Source organism: Curtobacterium sp. PhB142 (assembly GCF_004341255.1).
Taxonomy (GTDB): Bacteria; Actinomycetota; Actinomycetes; order Actinomycetales; family Microbacteriaceae; genus Curtobacterium.
Window position 1 is genome coordinate 391,835 of sequence record NZ_SLUT01000002.1, and the last position, 21,163, is coordinate 412,997.

The window sequence follows — 21,163 nt, forward strand, 5'->3', positions numbered from 1 at the left end:
GGACGGTCATCCCCAGCCTAGCGACGCCGCGTACGCTCGGAGCGTGAGCGAGACGACTGTGGACAAGACGACGGAACACACGACGGAACACACGACCGAACGCACCACCGTGGAGTTCTGGTTCGACCCGAACTGCCCCTGGGCCTGGATGACGAGCCGCTGGGTGGGCGAGGTCGCCGAGCACCGCGACCTCGACGTCACGTGGAAGGTGATGAGCCTGTTCGTCCTGAACGAGGACCAGGACATCCCCGACGAGTACCGCGAGCGGGTCCACAAGGGGCAGCTCTACCCGCGCATCGTCACGGCGGCGCGGCTCCGGCTCGGCCAGGACATCGTGAAGCCGCTCTACGACGTCCTCGGTGAGCACATCCACCACCGCCAGGAGCAGGACCCCGACCAGGTGGTCCCCGCCGTGCTCGCGGAACTCGGCCTCGATGCCGACCTGCTCGAGTACGCCTGGACGGACGAGGTCGACGCCGCCGTGCGCGTCAGCCACCAGGACGGCATCGACCGCGTCGGACAGGACGTCGGCACGCCCGTCATCGCCGTCGCCGGCACCGCGTTCTTCGGCCCGGTCATCTCCCCGGCACCCAAGGGCCAGGAAGCGCTCGACCTGTGGGACGGCGTCGTCGCCGTGGCGAAGTACCCCGGCTTCTTCGAGCTCAAGCGCTCGCGTACCGTCGGCCCGATCTTCGACACCACCGCCTGACGCTCCGGAACCAGGTTCCGGGCACAGCACCGCGGAATCGCCTGGTTCCGTGTCCGGAACCAGGTTCCGTCGGTCGGCAAGCGGACGGGAGGCGCGGCTCGCCCCCGCCCCTCGGCTCGCGTCAAGCGAGGGGCAGGCGCATGAGCGTCAGGTCCAGCCACCGGTCGAACTTGCGTCCGACCTCGGGCACCACCGCGATCGTGGCGAACCCGAGCTTCTCGTGCAGGGCGATCGACCCGGTGTTCGTGCTGCAGATCCCGGCCATCATGACGTGCCGGCCCTCGGCGGCCGCCCGCTCGACGAGCGACCGCATCAGGGTCGAGGCGATGCCCCGACCGCGGAACGACTCGACCACGTAGACACTGTGCTCGACGGTCAGCCGGTACCCGTGGTGCGGCCGCCACTGCGAGTACGTGGCGTACCCGGCCACGGTGCCGTCGACCTCGGCGACGAGCACCGGGTACCCGTCGCCCTGCCGTTCGGCCAGCCAGCCGTCGAAGTACGCGCGGGGGTGCGGCTCCTCCTGCCAGATGGCGGTGGAGTGCAGCACGGCGTCGACGTGCAGGGCGTGCACGACGTCGAGGTCACGGGGTCCGCAATCGCGCACCACGACCGGATCCGTCCCGTTCGTCGCATATGCTGTCGTCATGTCTCACATCGTAGACGACGAGCCGGGTCTCGCGGAACGGGCCCTCGGCGAGCGTCTCCAACGCCTGCGTACCGAACGCAAGTGGAGCCTCACCGAGCTCGCCGAGGAGTCCGGTGTCTCCCGCGCGATGATCAACCGCGTCGAGCGCGGGGTGTCGAGCCCCACCGCGACGATCCTCGGCCGGCTCTCCGGCGCCTTCGGCCTGACGATCTCGCAGCTCCTCGACGAGGCCCTCGAGCACGAGGTGCCCAGGGCGACCGACCCCGACGACGCACGTGGCATCCAACGCGGCGCGACCGCGGAGTCCTGGACCGATCCCGACACCGGGTACCGCCGCCGCCCGGTCTCGAGTGCGGCGTTCCCCGCGGACGTCACCGAGGTGCGCCTCCCGGCCGGCCGCGAAGTGGCCTACCCGGCGTCCGCCTACGCGTTCCTGCGGCACTGCATCTGGGTGGTCGACGGCGTGCTCGAGCTCGTCGTCGGCGGCGAGCCGACGCGGCTCGCCGCGGGGGACCGGATCGAGCTCGGTGACCCCGCCGACGTGGTCTACCGGAACCCGGGCGAGGGGCCCACGCGGTACGTCGTCGTGGTGGTCCGGGGGCAGTAGCCGCAGGAATAGGATCGGTTCCATGCGCATCCACCTCGGAACGGACCACGCCGGCCTCGAGTTCAACCAGACCCTCGCAACGCACCTGACCGAAGCCGGGCACGAGGTCGTGGACCACGGACCGACCGAGTACGACGCGCTCGACGACTACCCCTCGTTCTGCATCAACGCCGCGCACGCCGTGGTGCAGGACCAGCGTGCCGGCGTCCAGGCGCTCGGCGTCGTGTTCGGCGGCTCCGGCAACGGCGAGCAGATCGCCGCGAACAAGGTCGAAGGGGTCCGTGCAGCACTCGTCTGGAACGAGTCCACCGCACTGCTCGCACGCCAGCACAACGACGCCAACGTCATCTCCATCGGCGCCCGCCAGCACACCGAGGACGAAGCGATCCGCTTCGTCGACCTGTTCATCGCCGAGCCGTTCTCGGGTGAGGAGCGTCACGCGCGCCGCATCGCGCAGCTGGCCGAGTACGAGCAGACGGGGCACATCGCCGGCAAGCAGATCGACGGCTCGGCCGAGTAGACAGGTCCCATGCCCGAGGGTCACTCCGTCCACCGAATCGCCAACCAGTTCACCCGGCACTTCGTCGGCAAGCGCTGCGAGGTGTCCAGTCCGCAGGGGCGGTTCGCCGCCGGGGCCGCCCAGATCGACGGCAAGCGCATGATCGCCGCCCGTGCGGTGGCGAAGCAGATGTTCCTCGAGTTCGAGGGTGATCTGTTCCTGCGCGTCCACCTCGGGCTCTACGGCGCGTGGGACTTCGCCGGCGACCTGTCGACCGCCACGGCGCTGTCCGCCGACGACGACGGCGAGGAATCGCTCACCTCCATCGGTGCTCCCCGCCTGGCGCGGTACCGGATGGCCGAGCAGGAGAAGGTCGAGGACCCGATCGAGTCCTTCCCGCCGGACCCCGTCGGCCAGGTGCGCGTCCGCATCCTGACCGAGGACACCGTCGCCGACCTGCGCGGCCCGACGGCCTGCGTGGTGGAGACCCCGGCCGAGGTGCAGCGTGCCCTCGACAAGCTCGGCCCCGACCCGATGAACGACGACGGTCCCGAGGCCGAGAAGACCTTCGTGGACAACGTCCGGAAGCGCAACGTCGCCATCGGCCAGCTGCTCATGGACCAGTCCGTGGTGAGCGGCATCGGCAACATCTACCGCGCCGAACTGCTGTTCCGACAGCGCATCGACCCGTACAAGGTCGGCAAGAAGATCACCGTCAAGCAGGCGAAGGCGCTGTGGGCGGACTGGTCGAAGCTGCTGCACGACGGCGTCCGCGACGGCCTGATGATGACGATGGACGACCTGTCCGAGGCCGACCACGAGAAGGCCCTGCGCTCGCGCAAGGACCGCCACTGGGTCTACCACCGCCAGGGTGAGCCCTGCCGGGTGTGCGGCACCGAGATCCGGATGGCCGACATGGCCGGCCGGAAGCTCTACTGGTGCCCGAAGGACCAGAAGTAGCGCTGGCTCTTACGCCGCCGTTGGTGTCGGCTCGCTGATCTCGACTACGACCGCATTGACTGTCGTTTCAGTCGTGTCCATCCCAGTAGCTACCGCCGGGTCGAAGATCGCAACGTTCACGCCTTCGCCGACGGAGCTTCTATATGCAACCCCGTCGAAACCGCTCTTCTTCATGAACTCACACAGGTACTGACTGGGAATGTACTCGTAAGGCGCACCGCTCGGAACCACAGGACGCGTCAGTTCCTCGCCCAACCGCTCAAGAAGCGGTAGATCGTGACGGAGTTTGATCACCTCCGAATCGTCAAGATCGAACGGCGAGACCAGGCCGCGTGGATCACGGACGTCAACGAGCTTCAGGTCGGGTAGCTGGAATCGCGCGATGGTGGCACGCTCGCCGGTGTGAGGGCGAATTTCGGAGATGGCAGTCTTTGCGTTGGAAGCTAGGTACAGGTATGGAATTCCGGCCGGGTTCGCGCGCCCGTGCCCGGCTAGATGGGCCGGCGGTGCCCCCATATCAGCGAGCGCAAAAGGTGCGGCATTGGTCATAAGCCGTGCGCGATACCAGTCGGATCCGATCGACAAGGAGGCGGTGATGATCTGGTCGAGTAGCCCGCGAAGGCGGGGTAGATCGACAGGCTCGGCCGGGAACCAACGATTGTGGTGCATCATCTCCGCTCGGAGTTTCTCCCACTGTCCGAGGCTGGCGGAAGGGACTTGCTCTACTGGTGCATAGTTCTTCCGGACTAAGTCGCCGTCGTCAAAGATTTCGGCGAGGAGCTCCTTTGCGTGCGCGTCGTCCATTGTCTGGTGGGAGAACAGGCGCCAGTCTTCGACGAGCTGCCGGACGAGTGGAGTCCCGTTCGGGTCGACTCGGTAGGGTGAAAGGAGCAGTTCGAACGACTCCCTGAGTGCAATCGGTTCAACAAGGCAGACGTTTTTCGAGCCACAGAAGTCGCAAGTGCCGATGCTGATGCTGAGACGCGGGAACACGTTGTCCCGCAGGCCTCTGTCGCCAAAACACTCTGGGCAGCAGTACCGGTCAGACATGCGCTGACTGGTGGTAGTCTGCCAACGTCTCCAAGTGGTGTTTCATCGACAATTTCTTGACGTGCCCTAGGCCCGGGAAGTGCTGGCGGTCGTGGAGTTCTCGGAACTCCTCGATTGCCGATGTCCGAAGGAGACCCGAGTTGCCTGAATCTAAACGATCAATGAGCTTCTGCAGCGCTTGCGCGAACTTACCAGCCGGGTCGGTCGGGGTGTCGTTCGAATCCGAGATGAAGTGGTAGATGCGCATTGTGTCGTCGAGCACGGGGTCGATGAACGTCAGGTGAATCGCGACGGCATAGGCGGGGCCCCCGCCTTCGGCATAGAAGTCACCGACGGTCAGGAAATCGCCGTAGCCGTCCATGCCGAGGTCGGGATAGGTAGCGTGGAGATCCGAGAAGTTCTCGATTTCGGGGTATGCAGAGTTCTTTACTCGTCTGAATCCGTCTCGAATAAGGACGCGTGTGCTTCCGGTAAAGTGGCGCCTGTAAAGCGTGTTCGCTTCGCTCTCGATGAACACGTTCGCTGGTACCGTCAATTCCTGGAAGCCGGCGGTAAGCTCTCCTGGCATTGAGAATCCAGCATGTATGAGAGACGGATTGCGTCGCGAGTCGGCGTTCAGTTCCTGGATTGCAGAGGCGACGGTGGTGTCGCTCGTCAGGAGTACTCCCGCAGTTATGTTCTCGTCCTGTGGATAGGTTTCGTCCAACATGTCGAGAATTGATTGCGCGTTGCCCCTGAGGTCGCCGTATCGCGGGTTGGTGACAATGATTGCCTTGGCGCTGTGCTGGGCAAGTGCTTCGAGCGTCCGTCCGAGGCTGGCGAGCGATTCACGCACAGGCTCGATAATGGGAACGAAGCTGTTCCGAGCGATGATTTCAGCCGACTCTCTGAGGGCGATCAGCTCGAACTGTTTGCCACGGAAGTAGGGGTAGTAGACCACTCGTCAGCTCCAGGTGAGGGCTTGCGGCAACGGCGTCGCGAGCGCTCCCTGCAATCTAGCATATGAGGCATTGTTGAAGTGCTGACTGATGCCGCCCGCTCGCAGGTATAGCGGAAGCCGCTGGACCGCGGCCTCGGATTTAGCAAGCGATCGCGATGTCTTGAGTACCTTCACTGCTGTGTCGTGTGCGGCTGATGGGTCAAGTCTCGAGAACTCTGACCGCAGATAGGCTCTCACGAGCGTATTAGGAAGGCTCGGCTCTTCGACCCCCATCCGTTCCAACACGGCGTGGGCCTCGTGGACCCGGAGGACGTCGAGCAAGAGCAGAGGCGACGTTCGTTCTGGCGATGTAGTCGCCTCCTTCTCCACGTGCAGGGTGAATCGGTCGGTCAGGACGATGACTCCGACATCACCGGGAACGATTCTCCGAACTTCGCGCGCCTGCCGACCGCTGGTGACCACGTTCACTGTCGCCCAAACCTGGCGGTAGTCGAGAAGCTGATTGTGGATGCGGGCCATTGAGTCGCGTTCGGACTTGATCTCGTACGCGGTAGACGTTCCGTTGAGGATCACAACGTCGGCTCGGGAAGAGCCGGTGCGAGCCTCGAGCATGGGTGTAGCTGTGCGGAAGGAGTGTCGCGCGATGAAGAGTTTTTGAATCACGGCGCTTCGGTAAACGTAGTCATCTCGGTTACCGGTTGACATGAGGACATTGAACGCCCTCCGGAGCGCATCCTCCACTGTCAGAGGCGAAGATGGGGCGCTGAACTCAGCGTCAGCGTCAGCCAGCAGCCTTGCGAGGAGCGGAGAGCGTCCTGTCGTGCCGAGACTCCGAAAGACGGAGGGCGAGAACATCCGCGAGAGGACTGCGAGGTGCGGTGCGGTTACCATCTCTCCTCCTCGATCCGACGCTGTTTTAGATCGTACCTGGGCTTCACAAGGCTGCGGCGACGACGCCACGGGGCACGGGTACACCCGCCCGCTCACACCTCCCGGTACGTGAACCGTCCGGCGATCGCGGTCGCGAGCACCCGCATCGACCGCAACGAGGACGACGACGCCGCCAGCGGGTCCGACTCGACGAGCACCAGGTCCGCGACGTCGCCGACCGCGACGCTGACCCGACCGTCCGTGGACCCCTGCCACGCGGCGAGCGCCGAGAGTCGTTCGGCGGGGTGCCACGGGTCGCGGCCGTCCCGGTCGCGTCCCACGGCCGCGGCCATCGAGATCCACGGGTCGAGCGGCGCCACCGGGGCGTCCGACCCGAGCAGCAGCCGGGCACCGGCTCGGGCGAGCGACGCGAACGCGAAGGCACGGTCGGTGCGGCCCGCCCAGTGCCGGTCGGCGATGTCGCGGTCGTCCATGGCGTGCTCGGGCTGCACCGAGGCGGCCACCCCGAGCCTGGCGAACCGGTCGACGTCGGTGTCGACGAGCAGTTGCGCGTGCTCGATGGTGCCGCGGGCGCCGACGGCTTCGAAGACGTCGAGCGCGAGGGTGTTCGCCCGGTCGCCGATGGCGTGGATCGCGGGGACGAGTCCGGCGTCGACGGCTCGGCGGGTGATCGCGACGAGGTCGTCGAACTCCCACGCCAGCACGCCGGAGCCGTCGGTCATGGCTGCGGTCCGGGTGCCGAGCGAGCCGTCGGTGACGACCTTGAACGGCCCCATCGTGAGGAGGCCCCGGGTCCGGTCGACGACGTCGCCGGTGCGGAGCCCGCGGTCGATCACGGCGTCGAGTTCGGCCGGGTAGACGCCGGCCGACACCCGGAGCGCCTCGGTGCCGGCGTGGATCCGGCGCGCCCAGCGGTCGAGGCCGAAGCGCATCTCGAGGTCGACGATGCCCGTCACGCCGCGGGCGCCAGCGGCCTCCGCGGCGTCGGCGACGTACCCGTCGAGCAGGTCGTCCGGCACCTGCGAGAGCGCACCGGTCACGTCGAAGGCGTCCTGCTCGCGCAGGATCCCGTCGTCACCCGCCTCGAGCGGCCGGCCGACGAGTGCGGAGAAGTGCGCGAGCGCGAGGGCGTTGCACCAGACCGCGTGCAGGTCACCGCTGATGACGACGGTCGGGAGGCCCGGTGCGGCCTGGTCGAGCAGCTCGCGTCGTGCGGGGGTCGGCCACAACCCGTCGCGGTAGCCGTGTCCGATCAGCACGCGGTCCGGCACCCCGGTCCGCGCGACCGCGGCGAGGAGGTCGGCGGTCGACTCCGCGGAGTCGCAGCCGGAGACGTCGACGCGGCGGCGCACCAGGGCCCACTGGTCGAAGTGCGTGTGGTGGTCGCGGAGGCCGGGGCCGAGCCAGGCTCCGGCGGCCTCGACGACCTCGGTGTCGGGGCCGGCGGGGTCGAGCGTGCCGGCCGGCGCGATCTCGGTGACCAGGCCGGCGGCGATGCGGACGTCGGCAGGGGCCCCGGAGGTGCCCACCCTGCGGACCGTGCGGACCAGGATCTCCATCACCGAGCCTCCCGGTCGTCAGCGCGCGCAGCGTGCGCTCGCTCCATCTCGTCGGCGAGCGCCGGCGACGCGTAGGGGCCGTCGCCGCGCAGACCGGCGATGATGCGGTCGACGACCTCGGGTGCCTTGTTCTGGGAGAGCTTCGCGCGGGCGTCGAACCGGGTGATGCGGATCCGGATGCCGACGGTGCCCTTCGCCATCCGGCGTGCGGTCTCCTCGTCGATCTCGAGGGACACCGGCTCGGGCATGACGCGCTCGAAGTGGTCGACGAGCTCGCCGAGCACCCGGAAGTTCTCGTCGTCGGACAGCAGCTCCGGCGTGCCCCACAGGTGGGCGGTGACGTGGTTCCAGGTCGGCACGAACTGCTCCGGCGGGTACCAGGCGGGGGAGACGTAGCCGTGCGGACCCTGCACCACGACCAGGACCTCGTGGCGGCCGAGTTCGTGCGCGAGTTCGTCGGGGCGGCCGACGTGCGAGACGAGGACGACCTGGTCGGGGTCGTCGTCCGGCCCGGGTGTCTCGAGCAGGAACGGGTAGTGCGACGCGACGATCCCGGCGTCGGTGTGCGACACGATCGTGGCCCACGGGTTGCCGGCGACGAGGCGCTTGACCTCGTCGACGTCCGTCATCAGGAAGTGGGGTGTGTGCCGCATGGTCCGAGCGTGGCACACGGCCCCGGTCGAGCGCGACACCTGTCGTTTCGCGAGTGTTTCAGAACGGTAAAAGTTTCAGAGTTCATTGAAAGAAGCATTGTGCCGGGTGCTCGAACGGGCCTAGCTTCACTCATCAACGACGACCCGAGGAGACCCCCATGCGACGCAGGACCATCGCCGCCCTGGCCACGGCAGCCACACTGGCGCTCGTGGTGACCGGCTGTTCGGCGAGCGGCACGGCCGACTCCGCCGGCGGATCGAGCCTGGTGTACGCCACCGGCGAGCCCGACCACCTGACGCCCGGACGACAGACCGTCGCGTTCGACCAGGTGCAGAGCCTGTTCGCGCCGCTGACGCAGACCGACGCGAAGGGCGAGCTCCACGACGTCGCCGCGAAGAGCGTCGAGAGCGACGACGCCACCACGTGGACCATCACCCTCCGGGACGGCTGGACGTTCCAGAACGGCGAGGCCGTCACCCCGGAGAGCTACGTGAAGGCCTGGAACCACGTCGCCTACGGCCCCAACGCGTGGGAGAACAGCGGGCAGCTCGCCGCGATCGTCGGGTACACGGACCTCAACCAGGCGAAGGGCACCCCGAAGACGAAGGAGATGTCGGGGCTGAAGGTCACCGGCAAGGACACCTTCACGGTCACGCTCACCCACGCCGACAGTCAGTTCCCGCTGCAGCTCAGCCAGGCCCAGACGGCGTTCTACCCGATGCCGTCGGCCGCCTACGAGGACCTGAAGGCGTACGACGAGAAGCCGATCGGGAACGGCCCCTACGAGATGCAGTCGGCGTGGAAGGCGGACAAGGAGTTCACCGTCACCGCGTGGAAGGACTACGAGGGCACGAAGCCGGTCACGAAGGACGTCACGTTCCGGAGCTACTCCGACATGAACACCGCCTACACCGACGTCCTCGCGGGCAACGCCGACGTGCTGTTCCTGCCGACCGACAAGATGACGAGCGCGAAGGCCGACTTCGGTGACCGCCTGCACTCCTTCGACGCCCCGGGCATCGACTACCTCGGCTTCCCGCTCTGGGACGACCGGTACTCCGACCCCGACGTCCGTCGCGCGATCTCGATGTCGATCGACCGCGACGAGGTGAACACCGCCATCTACGGCGGCCTGTACGAACCCGCCACCGCACTCACGCCCCCGTCGATGTCCGGCACCGAAGAGGGCATCTGCGGCGACGCGTGCGAGTTCGACCCCGCGGCGGCGAAGCAGCTCCTGGCGAAGTCCGGCGGCTTCGACGGCACGATCACGCTCGTCTACCCCGGCGGCAGCGGCCTCGACTCGCTCTACGAGGCGTACGCCAACCAGATCCGGCAGAACCTGGGCGTCGACACCGTCGCGAAGGCCACCACCGACTGGGCCTCGTACTACTCCGAGCTGACGGACAAGAAGGTCGCCGGCCCGCACTTCGGTCACTGGGGTGCGCTGTACATCAGCCAGCAGAACACCCTCCGCGCCCTGTTCACCCTGGCGGGCGGTTGCTCGCCCTGCACCGGGTACTACCAGTCCGACACCGTCGACGCGCTGCTGGCGAAGGCCGACTCCGCCGGCTCGCAGGACGAGGCGAACGAGTACTACACGAAGACGCAGGAGGCCGTGCTCGAGGACTTCCCCGTCGTCCCGACCTTCTTCGACAAGTACTCGTACGTCACGAGCGACAAGGTCACGAAGCTCCCCGCGGTCGCCGGCAGCCCGGTCGTCGCGCAGATCGCCGTGAAGTAGGGCACCACCACATGGACCAGCGCACCATCCTCCGCCTGGCGGCCGAGGTCCCCGACCACGACGGCTTCCCGCTCGTCGACGACCTGCACGCCCGGTTCGACGCGCTCGCAGCGTCCCACCCGGACCAGGTCACGGTCACCCGGATCGGCACCAGCCGGCTCGGCGAACCACTGCACTCCTACCGGATCGGCACCGGGGCGCACGCCGCCGTCGTGGTCGGCGGCGTGCACCCGAACGAACCGATCGGTTCGTGGACGGCCCTGCACCTCGCCCAGACGGTGCTCACCGACGACGACGCCCATGCGCTCGACGTCACCTGGCACATCGTCCCGACGATCGACCCGGACGGCATGCGGCTCAACGAGGCGTGGTTCCACGACCCGCACGACCGGGTGTTCTACTCGCGGCACTTCTACCGCCCGGCACCGGACAGCCAAGTGGAGTGGACGTTCCCGAACAGCCACAAGTCGGTGTACTTCGACCAGGTGCTGCCCGAGACGCTCGCGTTCATGCGGCTCATCGACGACACCGAGCCGGACCTGCTGGTGTCGCTGCACAACGGCGAGATGGGCGGGGTCTACTACTACCTGTCCGAGGACCTGCCCGACGTCGTCGACACCCTGCACGCGGTCCCCGCCGCGCTCGGGCTGCCGCTCGACACCGGGGAGCCCGAGTCACCGTTCCTGCGCGAACTCGCCCCCGCGGTGTTCGCGATGGACGGGATCGAGACCGCGTACGACTACCTCGAAGGACTCGGGGTCGACCCGGGCGAGCACATCCACGGTGCGTCGAGCGCGGCGTGGGCGATGCGGCACGGAGCACTGTGCATGGTGGCCGAACTGCCGTACTGGAGCCACCCGGACGCCGACGACCAGACCCCGACCGACGAGTCGTACGCCGACCTGCTGCGGCGCTGCTCCGCCGAGCTCGGTGCCTCGGGCGAGGAACTCCAGCAGCTGCTCGACGAGGCGTCGCCGATGCTGTCGATCGAGTCGCCGTTCCTCGAGGCGTCGCGGGCCTTCGTGCCGATGCTCGTCGGCACGGCGGACACCGACCGCCGCCGGGCCGACCGCGAGCCGGCCGACCGGCGGGCCACCGTCGCGGAGCGCTTCGGCTGCGAGGACCTGGTCCGCTGCTTCCGGCTGCGCTACGGCGGCATGCTGCTGCGCGCGTTCGAGGCGGAGACCACCGCCGGTACGGCGTCCGCGCCGCTCCGGCGCCTGCGCGACCGCCTGGCGGAGCGCTACGCGCACTGGCAGGCGGACGCCGCCACCGAGGCGGACCCGATCCCGGTGCGGAAACTGGTGGGGGTGCAGTACGGGGCGATCCTCGCCTGCGCGGCGCACGTGGCGGACCCGACCCGTGCCTCCCGTCCGGTGTCGGCGGCCGTGTCGGGAGGCGCGTGATGCGTCCGACGCTCGCCGTCGGTCGCCGGCTCGGCGGCCTGGCCATCGTGTTCCTCGGGGTGACGTTCCTCATCTACGCGATGACGTTCGCGCTGCCCGGTGACCCGATCCGGGCGCTCGGCGGCGACCGGCCGCTCAGCGACGCGGTCGTCCGCACGCTCCGGGCTGAGTACCACCTGGACCAGCCGCTCTGGCTGCAGTACGTGCAGTACCTCGGCGGGCTGTTCCGCGGCGACTTCGGCACCGACTTCAACGGGCAGTCCGTCGGCGAGCAGATGGCCTCGCGGTGGCCCGTCACGATCACCCTGGCGCTCACCGCGTGGGCCCTCGAGATCGTCCTGGGCATCGGGCTCGGGGTGCTCTCCGCCCTGAAGCGCGGGACCGCCCTCGACAAGACGGTGCTGGTCGGCACCATCGTCGTCGGTGCGATCCCCGTGTTCGTCCTCGGCGTCGCCCTGCAGCTGGTGTTCTCCGTGCGGCTGCACTGGTTCCCGGTCGCCGGCGTCACCGCAGGCTGGCCGACGGCGTACATCCTGCCGGCGTTCGTCATCGCGCTGTTCGGGCTCGCCGCGGTGTCCCGGCTCACCCGCACCTCGATGATCGAGACCCTCGACGCCGACTACGTCCGGACCGCACGGGCCAAGGGGCTCGCACCCGGTCGGATCGTCGGCGTGCACGTGATGCGGAACTCGCTCATCCCCACCGCCACCTACCTGGCGACCGACCTCGGGTACCTGATGGGCGGCACCGTGATCATCGAGGGCATCTTCAACCTGCCCGGCGTCGGGAACCTGCTGTTCCAGGGCATCCGGTCGCACGAGGGCGCCGTCGTCGTCGGCATCTCGACCGCGCTCATCCTGGTGTTCCTCGTCACGAGTGTGCTCGTCGACCTGCTGCACGCCGCCCTCGACCCCCGCGTCCGGACCGGAGCAGCCGCATGACCACCTCAGCGCTCAGCGCCACCGTCGAGCCCGTCCTCGGCGGCCGACGACGACCCCTGCTGGCCGCGGCCCGCACCCCGGGCTTCTGGGTGCCCGCGTCGGTCCTGGTCGTCGTGCTGCTCATCGCGTCGTTCCCGCAGCTGTTCGCCGGACTGTTCGGCCACGGCGACCCCCGGGTGTGCGACCTCGGGCAGAGCGGCGCCTCGCCGACCAGCGGGCACCCGTTCGGCTTCGACCTGCAGGGCTGCGACGTGTACGCCAACGTCGTGTACGGCACGCGGTCCTCGATCGCCGTCGCGGTGCTCACCACCGTGCTCGCCGGCATGGTCGCCGTCGTCGTCGGAACGATCGCCGGCATGGTCGGCGGCTGGGTCGATGCCGTGCTCGCCCGCCTGACCGACGTGTTCCTCGGCTTCCCGTTCCTGCTCGGCGCCGTCGTGGTGCTCAACAGCGTGGGGGAGCGGTCCGTGCTGACGGTGTCGCTCGTGCTCGCGCTGTTCGGGTGGCCGACGATGGCCCGGCTCGTGCGGTCGAGCGTCCGCAGCGTGCGGAACGCCGAGTTCGTGCTCGCCGCCCGCACGATGGGGCTGTCGACCTGGCGGATCACCACCCGGTACGTGCTGCCGTCGTCGATCTCGCCGCTGCTCGTGCTCGCGACCATCACCGTCGGCGGCGTCATCGTGTCCGAGTCGTCGCTGACCTACCTCGGCATCGGGCTCGAGAGCCCGGCGATCTCGTGGGGGCTGCAGCTCTCCGCCGCGACGTCGCAGTTCCTCCGCGCCCCGCACATGCTCATCGCACCCGCGGCGTTCCTCGCCGTCACGGTGCTCTCCGTCATCGCGCTCGGCGACACGCTGCGCGCCGCGCTCGACCCGCGTCGGCGCTGACCTGCACGGTGCACGCCGCGTCGCGGTGGGCACCGTCGCGACCGACGCGCCAGACTCGAACCACCGCCCTTCGAAAGGACCACCGTGACCGACACCCTCTCCGCGTACCGGAAGACCCTGCCCTACATCCACGAGTGGGTGTCGTACAAGGTCTGGCAGCTGCGGGTGCCGGGCGTGCAGGTCGCCATCGGGTTCGGCGGCGAGGTGCTGTTCGACGAGGCCTGGGGCTACGCCGACGTCGAGGCCGGGCGCCGCCTGACCACCACCGACCTGTTCCGCATCGCCTCGCACTCGAAGACCTTCACCGCGACGGCACTGCTCCAGCTCGCCGAGCGCGGGTCGCTCCGGCTCGACGACACCGTCGGCACGTACATCCCGGCGCTGGTCGACGGCGGCTCCCCGCTCGCCGACGCCACGATCCGTGAGCTCATGGAGATGGGCGCCGGGGTCATCCGCGACGGCCACGACGGCGACTACTGGTCGCTCCTGCGCCCGTTCCCCGACGAGCAGGAGCTGCTGGCACTCGTGCTCGACCGCGGGCAGAAGGTCCCCACCGGATCGTCGTTCAACTACTCGAACCTCGGCTACTCGCTGCTCGGGCTCGTCATCGCCGCGGTCTCCGGGCAGTCCTACAACGACTTCGTCCGCGAGTCGATCACCGAACCCCTGGGCCTGCGGAACACCGGCCCCGACTGGGACCCCACGCGCGCCGACGACTTCGTGGTCGGGTACACCGGGTTCCACACCGCGCGGCAGCGGCAGCGCATCGACCACGTGGACACCCACGCCATGGCCGCCGCCACCGGGTTCCACGGCACCGCCTCCGACCTGGTCAAGTACTTCTCGCAGCACGTCATCGGGGCCGGCAGCCTGCTCGACGACCACTCGAAGCGACTCGCGCAGCGCAAGGCCTGGAGCGCCACCGACGACCCGGCCGCCCGCGGCTACGGCGCCGGGTTCATCGTCGACCGCATCGGAGGCCGCGACGTCCGCGGCCACTCGGGCGGGTTCCCCGGGCACATCACGCAGTCGCTGTTCGACCCGGCATCCGGACTCGTCGTGTCCGTCATGACGAGCGCCGCCGCCGGGCCCGCCACCCTCATCGCCACCGCCGTCGTGCAGATGCTCGACGCCGCGGCGGACACATCCGCGCCGGGCACGCCCGTGCCCGACGACGTCGACACCGATGCGTACACCGGACGCTTCGCCAACCCGTGGGGCGTCAGCGACATCGCCCGCATCGGCGACCGGCTCGTCGAGGTCGACCCGTCCGGACCCGAACCGCTCGACACCCCGACCCGGCTCGAGGTCGTCGACGCGGACACGCTCCGGATGACGCACGGCAACCGCTTCGGCTCGGTCGACGAGGACATCACCTTCACGCGCGACGCCGACGGCGCCGTCCGGTCGATCCGCGCCGGCGGTGGCATGACCGAGGAACCGTGGACGATCCCGACCGAGTCGCCCGAGGTCGCGGCAGGGCTGGCACCGTGAGCGACGTCGACGGTCGGGGCGTCGGTGTCGGGCACGACGACGTCGTGCTCGAACCCGAGCGTCAGGCGTTCGTCGAGGAGTTCGCCCTCATGCTCAACGACGGTGCGGGCATGGCGCTCACCGACGCCCGCGTGCTCGGCTACCTCATGATGACCCGCGCGCCGCACTCGTCGTCCGCCGATCTCCAACGCGCGCTCGGCGCCAGCTCGGGTTCGGTCTCGATGGCGACGCGCCGGCTCGTCGACTCCGGGTTCGTGAAGCGGCAGATCGTCGCCGGCGAGCGCAGCCACTACTTCCGCGCCGAGGCCGACGTCTGGGGCTCCTGGCTCGCCGGGGAACGGAAGTACCTCGACCGGCAGCGCGACATCATCGGACACGGCCTGGCGGTGGTCGAGCACGCCGGCCGCACCGGGGCGGGCGACGTCGACGCCGAGGTCCGCGAGCGCCTGCTCAACGGCCGCGACTACATGCAGTGGTTGCAGGGCCACCACCACAAGATGCTCGAGGACTGGGAGGCGTTCAAGGCCGCCCGCGACCGCACCGACCGCTCGGAGACCCCATGACCGACGTCCTGACCGTCGACCACCTGTCCGTGACCTTCGACGTCGACGGCGCCGAGGTCCGCGCGGTCGACGACGCCTCGTTCGCCGTCGGCCGCGGCGAGGTCGTCGCCGTCGTCGGGGAGTCCGGATCCGGCAAGAGCATGACCGCGATGACGGCGATGGGGATCGCGCCGGACGGCGCGCGCTCCTCTGGCAGCATCCGGCTCGGCGACCTCGAGGTGCTCGGCACCGACGAACGCACCCTGCGCGGGGTCCGCGGCCGCAGCGTGTCGATGATCTTCCAGGACCCGTCGGCCGCGCTCAACCCCGTGTTCACGGTCGGGTTCCAGCTGGCCGAGGCCGTCCGCCGCGCCGACGCCTCGCACGACCGCGCCGCCGTCCGTGCGCGCTCGCTCGAACTCCTGCGTGCCGTCGAGGTGCCGGAACCCGAACGCCGGCTGGGCCAGTACCCGCACGAGCTCTCCGGCGGTCAGGCGCAGCGGGTGATGATCGCGATGGCGCTCGCCGCCGACCCCGACCTGCTCATCGCCGACGAGCCGACGACCGCACTCGACGTCACGGTGCAGGCCGAGGTGCTCGACGTCCTGCGTGCGCTGCGCGAACGCACCGGCACCGCGATCCTCCTCATCACCCACGACATGGGCGTCGTCGCCGACATCGCCGACCGCGTGGTCGTCATGCGCCGCGGTCGCGTCGTCGAGACGGGCACCGTCGCCGCGGTCTTCGCCGCACCGTCCGCCGACTACACCCGCGATCTGCTCGCTGCGGTCCCACGCATGGGCACCGAGGTCGGCCGGGAGGCGCGGGTCGACCCCGTCACGGAGGCTCCATCGATCGTCCTCGACGTCCGGCACCTCGTGGTCGAGTACGGCGGTGCACTGCGCGGGCGGTTCCGCGCGGTCGACGACGTGTCGTTCACGGTCGGTCGCGGTGAGATCGTCGGACTCGTGGGCGAGTCCGGCAGCGGCAAGACCACCATCGGCCGCGCCGCCGTGGGGCTGGCACCGATCACGTCCGGTTCGGTCGTCGTCGAGGGCACCGACGTGGCAGTCTCCCGGCGAGCAGCTCGCCGGGAGATTCGGCGACACGTCGGCGTGGTCTTCCAGAACCCGCTCCGGTCGCTCAACCCGCGCTACACGGTCGGACAGACCGTCGCCGAGCCGCTCCGGCAGATCCTGCGCCTGCCGTCGGCCCAGATCGACGAACGGGTGGACCGGCTGCTCGCCGACGTCGGTCTGGACGGCGGGTACCGCGAGCGCTTCCCGCACGAGCTCTCCGGCGGACAACGGCAGCGCGTCGCGATCGCCCGCGCCGTCGCGCTCGAACCCGCACTGCTCATCGCCGACGAGCCGACGAGCGCCCTCGACGTCTCGGTGCAGGCCCGGGTGCTCGACGTCTTCCGTGAGCTGCAGGAACGCCTCGGCTTCGCGTGCCTGTTCGTCACCCACGACCTGGCCGTGGTCGACACGCTGTGCGACCGGGTCGTCGTGCTGCACGGCGGGAAGGTCGCCGAGCAGGGGAGTCGCGACGCCATCCTCCGGTCGCCGCAGGACCCCTACACGCGTCGACTCATCCAGGCCGCGCCGGTGCCGGACCCGGACGAACAGGCAGTGCGCCGATCCGAGCGCCTGGCGGCACGGGCCGGCTGAGGGGCGCTCGCCGGCCCTGCGACCTCAGCGTCGTTGCGGAGTCAGCGCACCTCGGCCGAGGCCCAGAGCGCGTTCACGCCCCGACCCACCGGACGCAGGAGCGGGACGGCGACGAGCACCGTCGCCGCCAGGTACACCACGGTCTGCAGCAGCCCCGGGACGGAGAAGGCGATGCCGAGTGCCTCCTGCGGCAGCGCCGTGAGGAGCACCGCGTTCGACAGCAGCGCGGTGACGAACCACAGCGACGCCGCCACGGTGACGACCCAGCCGAAGGCCCGCTGCACGCCGTCCTCGTTCCGGACGGTCAGCACGCCGAACGCCACGAGCGCACCCTGCGCGACGACGACGAGCACCGCGGTGGCCCAGCCCGGCGCGGGCCACAGGAGCGCGAACGCCAGGACCGACACCGCGAACGCGAGCGCCCGTCGGTCCTTCGCCCGCACCGCCGCGACGAGCACGACCACGCCTGCCAGCCCGGCGAGCGCTGTGGCGACGAGGAGCAGTCCGTTCGGCAGGTCCCACGGCGCGAGCCAGATCGTCCCGACCAGTCCGCGCGCCCCGAACACGACCGCTGCGACGACCGCCGCGGCCGAGACCACCCGAACCCCCGTGATGTTCTGCATACCCGCACACTACGCGCAGCCCGCGCGGCGGGGAAAGCATGTTCTGTCCGGGCGGCTGACGGTCCTGGTTCGCGAACCGCGGGATTCGTGAACCAGAACCGTCAGAACCTCCGAGGGAGGTCGGTCTCCGGTGCGCGGACCCGCTGCAGCGCGCGTCGCATGGAGGCGGTGGTGCTGAAGCCGAAGCGGGCAGCGACCTCGGCGGGACGGTCACCCCGGGTGAGTGCACTCCGGACAGCGAGGCTCCGGAACCACCGCCCGAGCTGGGCCGGCGTGCAGCCCGTGGTCTCGGTGCACCGACGCTCGAGGGTGCGCGGAGACATGCCGACGCCGTCGAGCAGGTCCGCAGTCGAGTGCCCGCCCGCCGGGTCGAAGAGCCGGTCGAGGACCCTCGCCAGGCTGTTGTCGCGCAGCGAGGGCGGTGGGTTGTCGTGGAGCACGGTCGTGACCACGAGTCGCGCGAGCGCATCCTGCTGCACGCCGTGCCACCGGCCGCCGTCGAGGTGACCGACGTGACGCAGCGCCAGCACGACGTCCGCCGACGGGAAGCCCGCGGGCTGGGTGGTGGCGATCGACGGGAGCGCGAGGACCTCGGCAGCGAGTGGCCCCAGCGTCGCCGATCCGACGACGACGCCGGTGTCGGCGAACAGGGCCTCGTGCGGGAAGTCGTACGAAGGAGCAGTTCGAGGCGGACCGTGCCGCTCGGGGTCGGAGCCGATCGACGTCGTCGGGTGCTGCTCGACCAGTGCGGCTCCACCAGCCTCGACGAACACGAGTGTGTCGTCGCGGTGGAGCCAGACCGGCCGGTGCCGGGTCGCGACCCAGGCGTGCGTACCGTCCGGATCGAGATCGAGCGTCCAGCGGTCGTCGTCGGATCGGATCTCCTCGCCGGGGCCGACCTCGAGGCCGACGGCGTCGATCAGTGCTCGGAGTGCGTCGCCCATCACCACGAGCATGTCCTGCGGGCCGTCCCGCGACGATCGGCCTCGGGAGATCTGTGGAGAGGGGGGGATAACCCCACCCGGGGTGGGGAGGGGGCAGGATGGGGGAACGGCCCCGTGATCGCGAGGCTGGAGTCATGACCGACACCGACCGCCTCGACCAGGCGCGAACCGTCCCGCTGGACGACGTCATGCCCTCGCCCGACCAGGCCCAGACCGTCCCGCTGGGCGACTCCGTCCCACCTGGAGCCACCAAGCCGATGCCGCAGTACCCGCGACAGCACGACCAGCAGACGCCGCCGGCGTCGTGGGGAGCGACCCCGCCGAACGGATCGGCACCGGGTGGCGGCCGGGGCGGCAGCGCGGGCTCCGGCATGACCGCCGGCGCGTTCTACCGCGAGTCGTGGAAGCGCCTGCCGCGCGACTTCGGCTACATGGCCCTGACCGGGGTGCTGCTCTGCACGCTCTACTTCGCGTTCCCCGCGGCGATCTTCGGCGGCGGCTTCCGCGACCTGTTCAACCCGTTCGTGCTGCTGATGTTCTTCATCGCGCTGTTCGTGGCGCGGTGGCTCGGACAGTTCGAGAAGCTCCGCATCGGATGGGCTGACCGGCGTCCGATCCGCCCGGTGGACTGGACGCCCCGCTGGCAGCAGAACTGGTGGACGCGCACCGGTTCCGCGGTCGCCAACCCGCACTACTGGCTCTACCTGCTGCACGCAGCGGTCGTCTACCCGCTCGTCGCGCTCTTCACCGTGGGCGCCGGCGTCCTGCTGCTCGCCGGGTTCCTCTGGCCCGTCGGACTCGCGGTGGTCGCGTTCGCGAACGGCCTGAGCGCGCAGTACTTCGGGTGGGACATGACCTCCGTCGTCGGGTTCGGGTTCCTCGGACTGCTGTCGATGGCCGCCTCGGTCGTGCTGTTCCCGCTCTGGGCCCGTGGCTCGGTCATCGCGCACTACTGGGTGGACTTCGGTCTGCTCGGCGGGTTCCGTGCCGAGCAGCTCGAGCAGCGCGTCGCCGGACTCCAGGCCTCCCGTGCCGGTGCCGTGACCGCCGAGGGTCAGGCCCTGCGCCAGATCGAGCGCGACCTGCACGACGGCCCCCAGCAGCGCCTGGTGCGGCTCCGGATGGACCTGTCGGCAGCGGAACGCGCGTTCGAGAAGGACCCGCAGAAGGCGAAGCAGCTGATCGGCGAGGCCTCCGAGCACGCGCAGGACGCCCTCGACGAACTGCGTGCGCTGTCCCGCGGGTTCGCCCCGCCGATCCTGCTCGACCGCGGGCTCGTGGCGGCCCTCGAAGCGCTCGTCGCCCGCACCCCGATCCCGGTCGGCCTCGACGTCCGCCTGCCCGAGGGCCTCGAGCTCGCAAGGGAGATCCAGCGCAACGTGTACTTCACGGTGAGCGAGCTCCTGACGAACACCATGAAGCACGCCGGTGCCACGACCGCCGGGGTGTACCTCGGCCTCGTGGTCGACGCCTCCGGGCTCTGGTACCTGACCGTCAGCGTGACCGACGACGGCCGCGGCGGAGCACGACCCCAGCAGGGCCACGGCATCGAGGGCCTGATCGGCCGGATGCGCGCACTCGACGGCGACCTGGTCGTCGCGAGCCCCGAGGGCGGCCCGACCGAGGCCACGGCTCGGATCCCGCTCGGTGCCCTGAACGGCGTCCCCACGACGGCGAACCCGCGGTCGTGACCCCACGGGAGCGCCCGCGCTCCCACTAGGCTGGTCGGCATGACAGACGGCCCGGATGCAGCACGCATCCGGGCCGTCGTCGTCGACGACGCCGTCCTGCTGCGCGAGGGCCTGGCCCGCGTGCTCGACGAAGCCGGCATCGACGTCATCGGCCAGTACGCCGACGCCCGTGCGTTCCTCGCGACGCTGCCGGACGGCGCTCCCGACGTCGTCGTCATGGACGTCCGGATGCCGCCGACCTTCACCGACGAAGGCGTCCGCGCAGCCGTCGAGACCCGTCGGATCGCCCCGCGCACCGGGGTCCTGCTCCTCTCGCAGTACGTCGAGGCCACCTACGCCGAAGACGTCCTCGCCGCCGGTGCGACGGGCATCGGCTACCTGCTCAAGGACCGCGTCACCCGGCTCGAGGAGATCGACGACGCCGTTCGTCGGATCGCGGCCGGTGGCACCGTGCTCGACCCCGAGGTCGTCACGCAGCTGATGAGCCGGCGGCGCGACCCGCTCGCCGCGCTCACCCCGCGCGAACGCGACGTGCTCGGCCTGATGGCCGAGGGTCGCACGAACGCGGCCATCGCCCGCGCCCTCGTCATCGGCACCGGCGCCGTCGAGAAGCACGTGTCGAGCATCTTCGGCAAGCTCGCGCTCGAGGACACCGGCGAGGACCACCGCCGCGTCCTCGCCGTGCTCGCCTACCTCGGATGAG

General features: G+C 69.8%; 21 protein-coding genes. 13 read left to right on the forward strand and 8 right to left on the reverse strand.

Annotation, left to right across the window (positions count from 1 at the left end):
- Positions 1-43: 43 nt before the first annotated feature.
- On the forward strand, positions 44-709 hold the full coding sequence (locus EDF31_RS05240) for a DsbA family protein (protein ID WP_347812685.1): 666 nt from the start codon (positions 44-46) through the stop codon (positions 707-709).
- A 121-nt stretch (positions 710-830) separates the two neighbouring features.
- Here EDF31_RS05240 and EDF31_RS05245 read toward each other — a convergent pair whose 3' ends face one another.
- Positions 831-1,358, reverse strand: coding sequence for a GNAT family N-acetyltransferase (locus tag EDF31_RS05245; RefSeq protein WP_131845416.1), 528 nt, complete (start codon positions 1,356-1,358; stop codon positions 831-833).
- Here EDF31_RS05245 and EDF31_RS05250 point away from each other — a divergent pair.
- The 3 genes from EDF31_RS05250 to EDF31_RS05260 are packed head-to-tail and all read left to right on the forward strand — an operon-like array spanning position 1,357 to position 3,424.
- On the forward strand, positions 1,357-1,965 hold the full coding sequence (locus EDF31_RS05250; protein ID WP_123673322.1) for an XRE family transcriptional regulator: 609 nt from the start codon (positions 1,357-1,359) through the stop codon (positions 1,963-1,965). The two genes, EDF31_RS05245 and EDF31_RS05250, sit on opposite strands and share 2 nt — an antisense overlap.
- A gap of 22 nt (positions 1,966-1,987) precedes the next feature.
- Positions 1,988-2,485, forward strand: coding sequence for a ribose-5-phosphate isomerase (locus tag EDF31_RS05255; protein WP_123293994.1), 498 nt, complete (start codon positions 1,988-1,990; stop codon positions 2,483-2,485).
- 9 nt (positions 2,486-2,494) lie between these two features.
- The gene (locus tag EDF31_RS05260; RefSeq protein ID WP_131845417.1) at positions 2,495-3,424 is read left to right on the forward strand and encodes a DNA-formamidopyrimidine glycosylase family protein; all 930 of its coding nucleotides are present in this window, start codon (positions 2,495-2,497) and stop codon (positions 3,422-3,424) included.
- Between the two features lie 9 nt (positions 3,425-3,433).
- Here EDF31_RS05260 and EDF31_RS05265 read toward each other — a convergent pair whose 3' ends face one another.
- The 5 genes from EDF31_RS05265 to EDF31_RS05285 form a co-directional block, all read right to left on the reverse strand.
- On the reverse strand, positions 3,434-4,474 hold the full coding sequence (locus EDF31_RS05265; protein ID WP_131845418.1) for an RES family NAD+ phosphorylase: 1,041 nt from the start codon (positions 4,472-4,474) through the stop codon (positions 3,434-3,436).
- Positions 4,467-5,414: a sce7725 family protein gene (locus EDF31_RS05270; protein ID WP_131845419.1), complete on the reverse strand. Its 948-nt coding sequence runs from the start codon at positions 5,412-5,414 to the stop codon at positions 4,467-4,469. The genes EDF31_RS05265 and EDF31_RS05270 overlap by 8 nt, the downstream gene beginning before the upstream one ends.
- 3 nt (positions 5,415-5,417) lie before the next feature.
- Positions 5,418-6,305, reverse strand: a complete 888-nt coding sequence (locus EDF31_RS05275; RefSeq protein ID WP_131845420.1) for a sce7726 family protein — start codon at positions 6,303-6,305, stop codon at positions 5,418-5,420.
- Positions 6,306-6,397: 92 nt separating this feature from the next.
- Positions 6,398-7,864 (reverse strand): amidohydrolase family protein, encoded by a 1,467-nt coding sequence (locus EDF31_RS05280; protein ID WP_131845421.1) that lies wholly within the window; start codon positions 7,862-7,864, stop codon positions 6,398-6,400.
- Complete coding sequence (locus tag EDF31_RS05285; protein ID WP_131845422.1) at positions 7,864-8,517, reverse strand: FMN-binding negative transcriptional regulator; 654 nt, start codon at positions 8,515-8,517, stop codon at positions 7,864-7,866. Before EDF31_RS05285 ends, EDF31_RS05280 begins: the two co-directional genes overlap by 1 nt.
- Before the next feature lie 158 nt (positions 8,518-8,675).
- Between EDF31_RS05285 and EDF31_RS05290 the strand changes: the two genes are divergently transcribed.
- From EDF31_RS05290 to EDF31_RS05320, 7 genes are all read left to right on the forward strand, one after another.
- On the forward strand, positions 8,676-10,262 hold the full coding sequence (locus EDF31_RS05290) for an ABC transporter substrate-binding protein (RefSeq protein WP_243649873.1): 1,587 nt from the start codon (positions 8,676-8,678) through the stop codon (positions 10,260-10,262).
- An 11-nt stretch (positions 10,263-10,273) separates the two neighbouring features.
- A complete protein-coding gene (locus EDF31_RS05295) occupies positions 10,274-11,668 on the forward strand; it encodes a M14 family zinc carboxypeptidase (RefSeq protein ID WP_131845423.1) in 1,395 nt (464 codons plus the stop codon).
- On the forward strand, positions 11,668-12,609 hold the full coding sequence (locus EDF31_RS05300) for an ABC transporter permease (RefSeq protein ID WP_123341105.1): 942 nt from the start codon (positions 11,668-11,670) through the stop codon (positions 12,607-12,609). Before EDF31_RS05295 ends, EDF31_RS05300 begins: the two co-directional genes overlap by 1 nt.
- The gene (locus EDF31_RS05305) at positions 12,606-13,496 is read left to right on the forward strand and encodes an ABC transporter permease (RefSeq protein ID WP_131845424.1); all 891 of its coding nucleotides are present in this window, start codon (positions 12,606-12,608) and stop codon (positions 13,494-13,496) included. Before EDF31_RS05300 ends, EDF31_RS05305 begins: the two co-directional genes overlap by 4 nt.
- Before the next feature lie 84 nt (positions 13,497-13,580).
- Entirely contained in the window at positions 13,581-14,990 is a 1,410-nt protein-coding gene (locus EDF31_RS05310; RefSeq protein ID WP_243649874.1) for a serine hydrolase, read from the forward strand.
- On the forward strand, positions 14,987-15,553 hold the full coding sequence (locus EDF31_RS05315; RefSeq protein WP_131845425.1) for a MarR family transcriptional regulator: 567 nt from the start codon (positions 14,987-14,989) through the stop codon (positions 15,551-15,553). Before EDF31_RS05310 ends, EDF31_RS05315 begins: the two co-directional genes overlap by 4 nt.
- Entirely contained in the window at positions 15,550-17,202 is a 1,653-nt protein-coding gene (locus tag EDF31_RS05320; RefSeq protein WP_131845426.1) for an ABC transporter ATP-binding protein, read from the forward strand. Before EDF31_RS05315 ends, EDF31_RS05320 begins: the two co-directional genes overlap by 4 nt.
- Positions 17,203-17,243: 41 nt before the next feature.
- Here the strand turns inward: EDF31_RS05320 and EDF31_RS05325 are convergent, their stop codons facing one another.
- Entirely contained in the window at positions 17,244-17,825 is a 582-nt protein-coding gene (locus tag EDF31_RS05325; RefSeq protein WP_131845427.1) for a hypothetical protein, read from the reverse strand.
- Positions 17,826-17,926: 101 nt separating this feature from the next.
- A complete protein-coding gene (locus EDF31_RS05330) occupies positions 17,927-18,769 on the reverse strand; it encodes a helix-turn-helix domain-containing protein (RefSeq protein ID WP_165901331.1) in 843 nt (280 codons plus the stop codon).
- A 134-nt stretch (positions 18,770-18,903) separates the two neighbouring features.
- On the opposite strand from EDF31_RS05330, the gene EDF31_RS05335 reads away from it, so the two are divergent.
- Positions 18,904-20,460, forward strand: a complete 1,557-nt coding sequence (locus EDF31_RS05335) for a sensor histidine kinase (protein ID WP_131845429.1) — start codon at positions 18,904-18,906, stop codon at positions 20,458-20,460.
- A 39-nt stretch (positions 20,461-20,499) separates the two neighbouring features.
- Positions 20,500-21,162 carry a response regulator transcription factor gene (locus EDF31_RS05340; RefSeq protein WP_111084503.1) on the forward strand — a complete coding sequence of 221 codons (663 nt, stop codon included), beginning with the start codon at positions 20,500-20,502 and terminating at the stop codon, positions 21,160-21,162.
- The last annotated feature ends 1 nt before the right edge of the window (position 21,163 follow it).

What these genes read in the sequence shown, in the direction of transcription:
- EDF31_RS05250 (WP_123673322.1), top strand. Translation starts at nt 1,357, where the DNA reads ATGTCTCACATCGTAGACGACGAGCCGGGTCTCGCGGAACGGGCCCTC.
- EDF31_RS05245 (WP_131845416.1), bottom strand. Translation starts at nt 1,358, where the DNA reads ATGACGACAGCATATGCGACGAACGGGACGGATCCGGTCGTGGTGCGC.
- EDF31_RS05255 (WP_123293994.1), top strand. Translation starts at nt 1,988, where the DNA reads ATGCGCATCCACCTCGGAACGGACCACGCCGGCCTCGAGTTCAACCAG.
- EDF31_RS05260 (WP_131845417.1), top strand. Translation starts at nt 2,495, where the DNA reads ATGCCCGAGGGTCACTCCGTCCACCGAATCGCCAACCAGTTCACCCGG.
- EDF31_RS05265 (WP_131845418.1), bottom strand. Translation starts at nt 4,474, where the DNA reads ATGTCTGACCGGTACTGCTGCCCAGAGTGTTTTGGCGACAGAGGCCTG.
- EDF31_RS05275 (WP_131845420.1), bottom strand. Translation starts at nt 6,305, where the DNA reads ATGGTAACCGCACCGCACCTCGCAGTCCTCTCGCGGATGTTCTCGCCC.
- EDF31_RS05280 (WP_131845421.1), bottom strand. Translation starts at nt 7,864, where the DNA reads ATGGAGATCCTGGTCCGCACGGTCCGCAGGGTGGGCACCTCCGGGGCC.
- EDF31_RS05285 (WP_131845422.1), bottom strand. Translation starts at nt 8,517, where the DNA reads ATGCGGCACACACCCCACTTCCTGATGACGGACGTCGACGAGGTCAAG.
- EDF31_RS05290 (WP_243649873.1), top strand. Translation starts at nt 8,676, where the DNA reads ATGCGACGCAGGACCATCGCCGCCCTGGCCACGGCAGCCACACTGGCG.
- EDF31_RS05295 (WP_131845423.1), top strand. Translation starts at nt 10,274, where the DNA reads ATGGACCAGCGCACCATCCTCCGCCTGGCGGCCGAGGTCCCCGACCAC.
- EDF31_RS05300 (WP_123341105.1), top strand. Translation starts at nt 11,668, where the DNA reads ATGCGTCCGACGCTCGCCGTCGGTCGCCGGCTCGGCGGCCTGGCCATC.
- EDF31_RS05305 (WP_131845424.1), top strand. Translation starts at nt 12,606, where the DNA reads ATGACCACCTCAGCGCTCAGCGCCACCGTCGAGCCCGTCCTCGGCGGC.
- EDF31_RS05320 (WP_131845426.1), top strand. Translation starts at nt 15,550, where the DNA reads ATGACCGACGTCCTGACCGTCGACCACCTGTCCGTGACCTTCGACGTC.
- EDF31_RS05325 (WP_131845427.1), bottom strand. Translation starts at nt 17,825, where the DNA reads ATGCAGAACATCACGGGGGTTCGGGTGGTCTCGGCCGCGGCGGTCGTC.
- EDF31_RS05330 (WP_165901331.1), bottom strand. Translation starts at nt 18,769, where the DNA reads ATGGGCGACGCACTCCGAGCACTGATCGACGCCGTCGGCCTCGAGGTC.
- EDF31_RS05335 (WP_131845429.1), top strand. Translation starts at nt 18,904, where the DNA reads ATGACCGACACCGACCGCCTCGACCAGGCGCGAACCGTCCCGCTGGAC.
- EDF31_RS05340 (WP_111084503.1), top strand. Translation starts at nt 20,500, where the DNA reads ATGACAGACGGCCCGGATGCAGCACGCATCCGGGCCGTCGTCGTCGAC.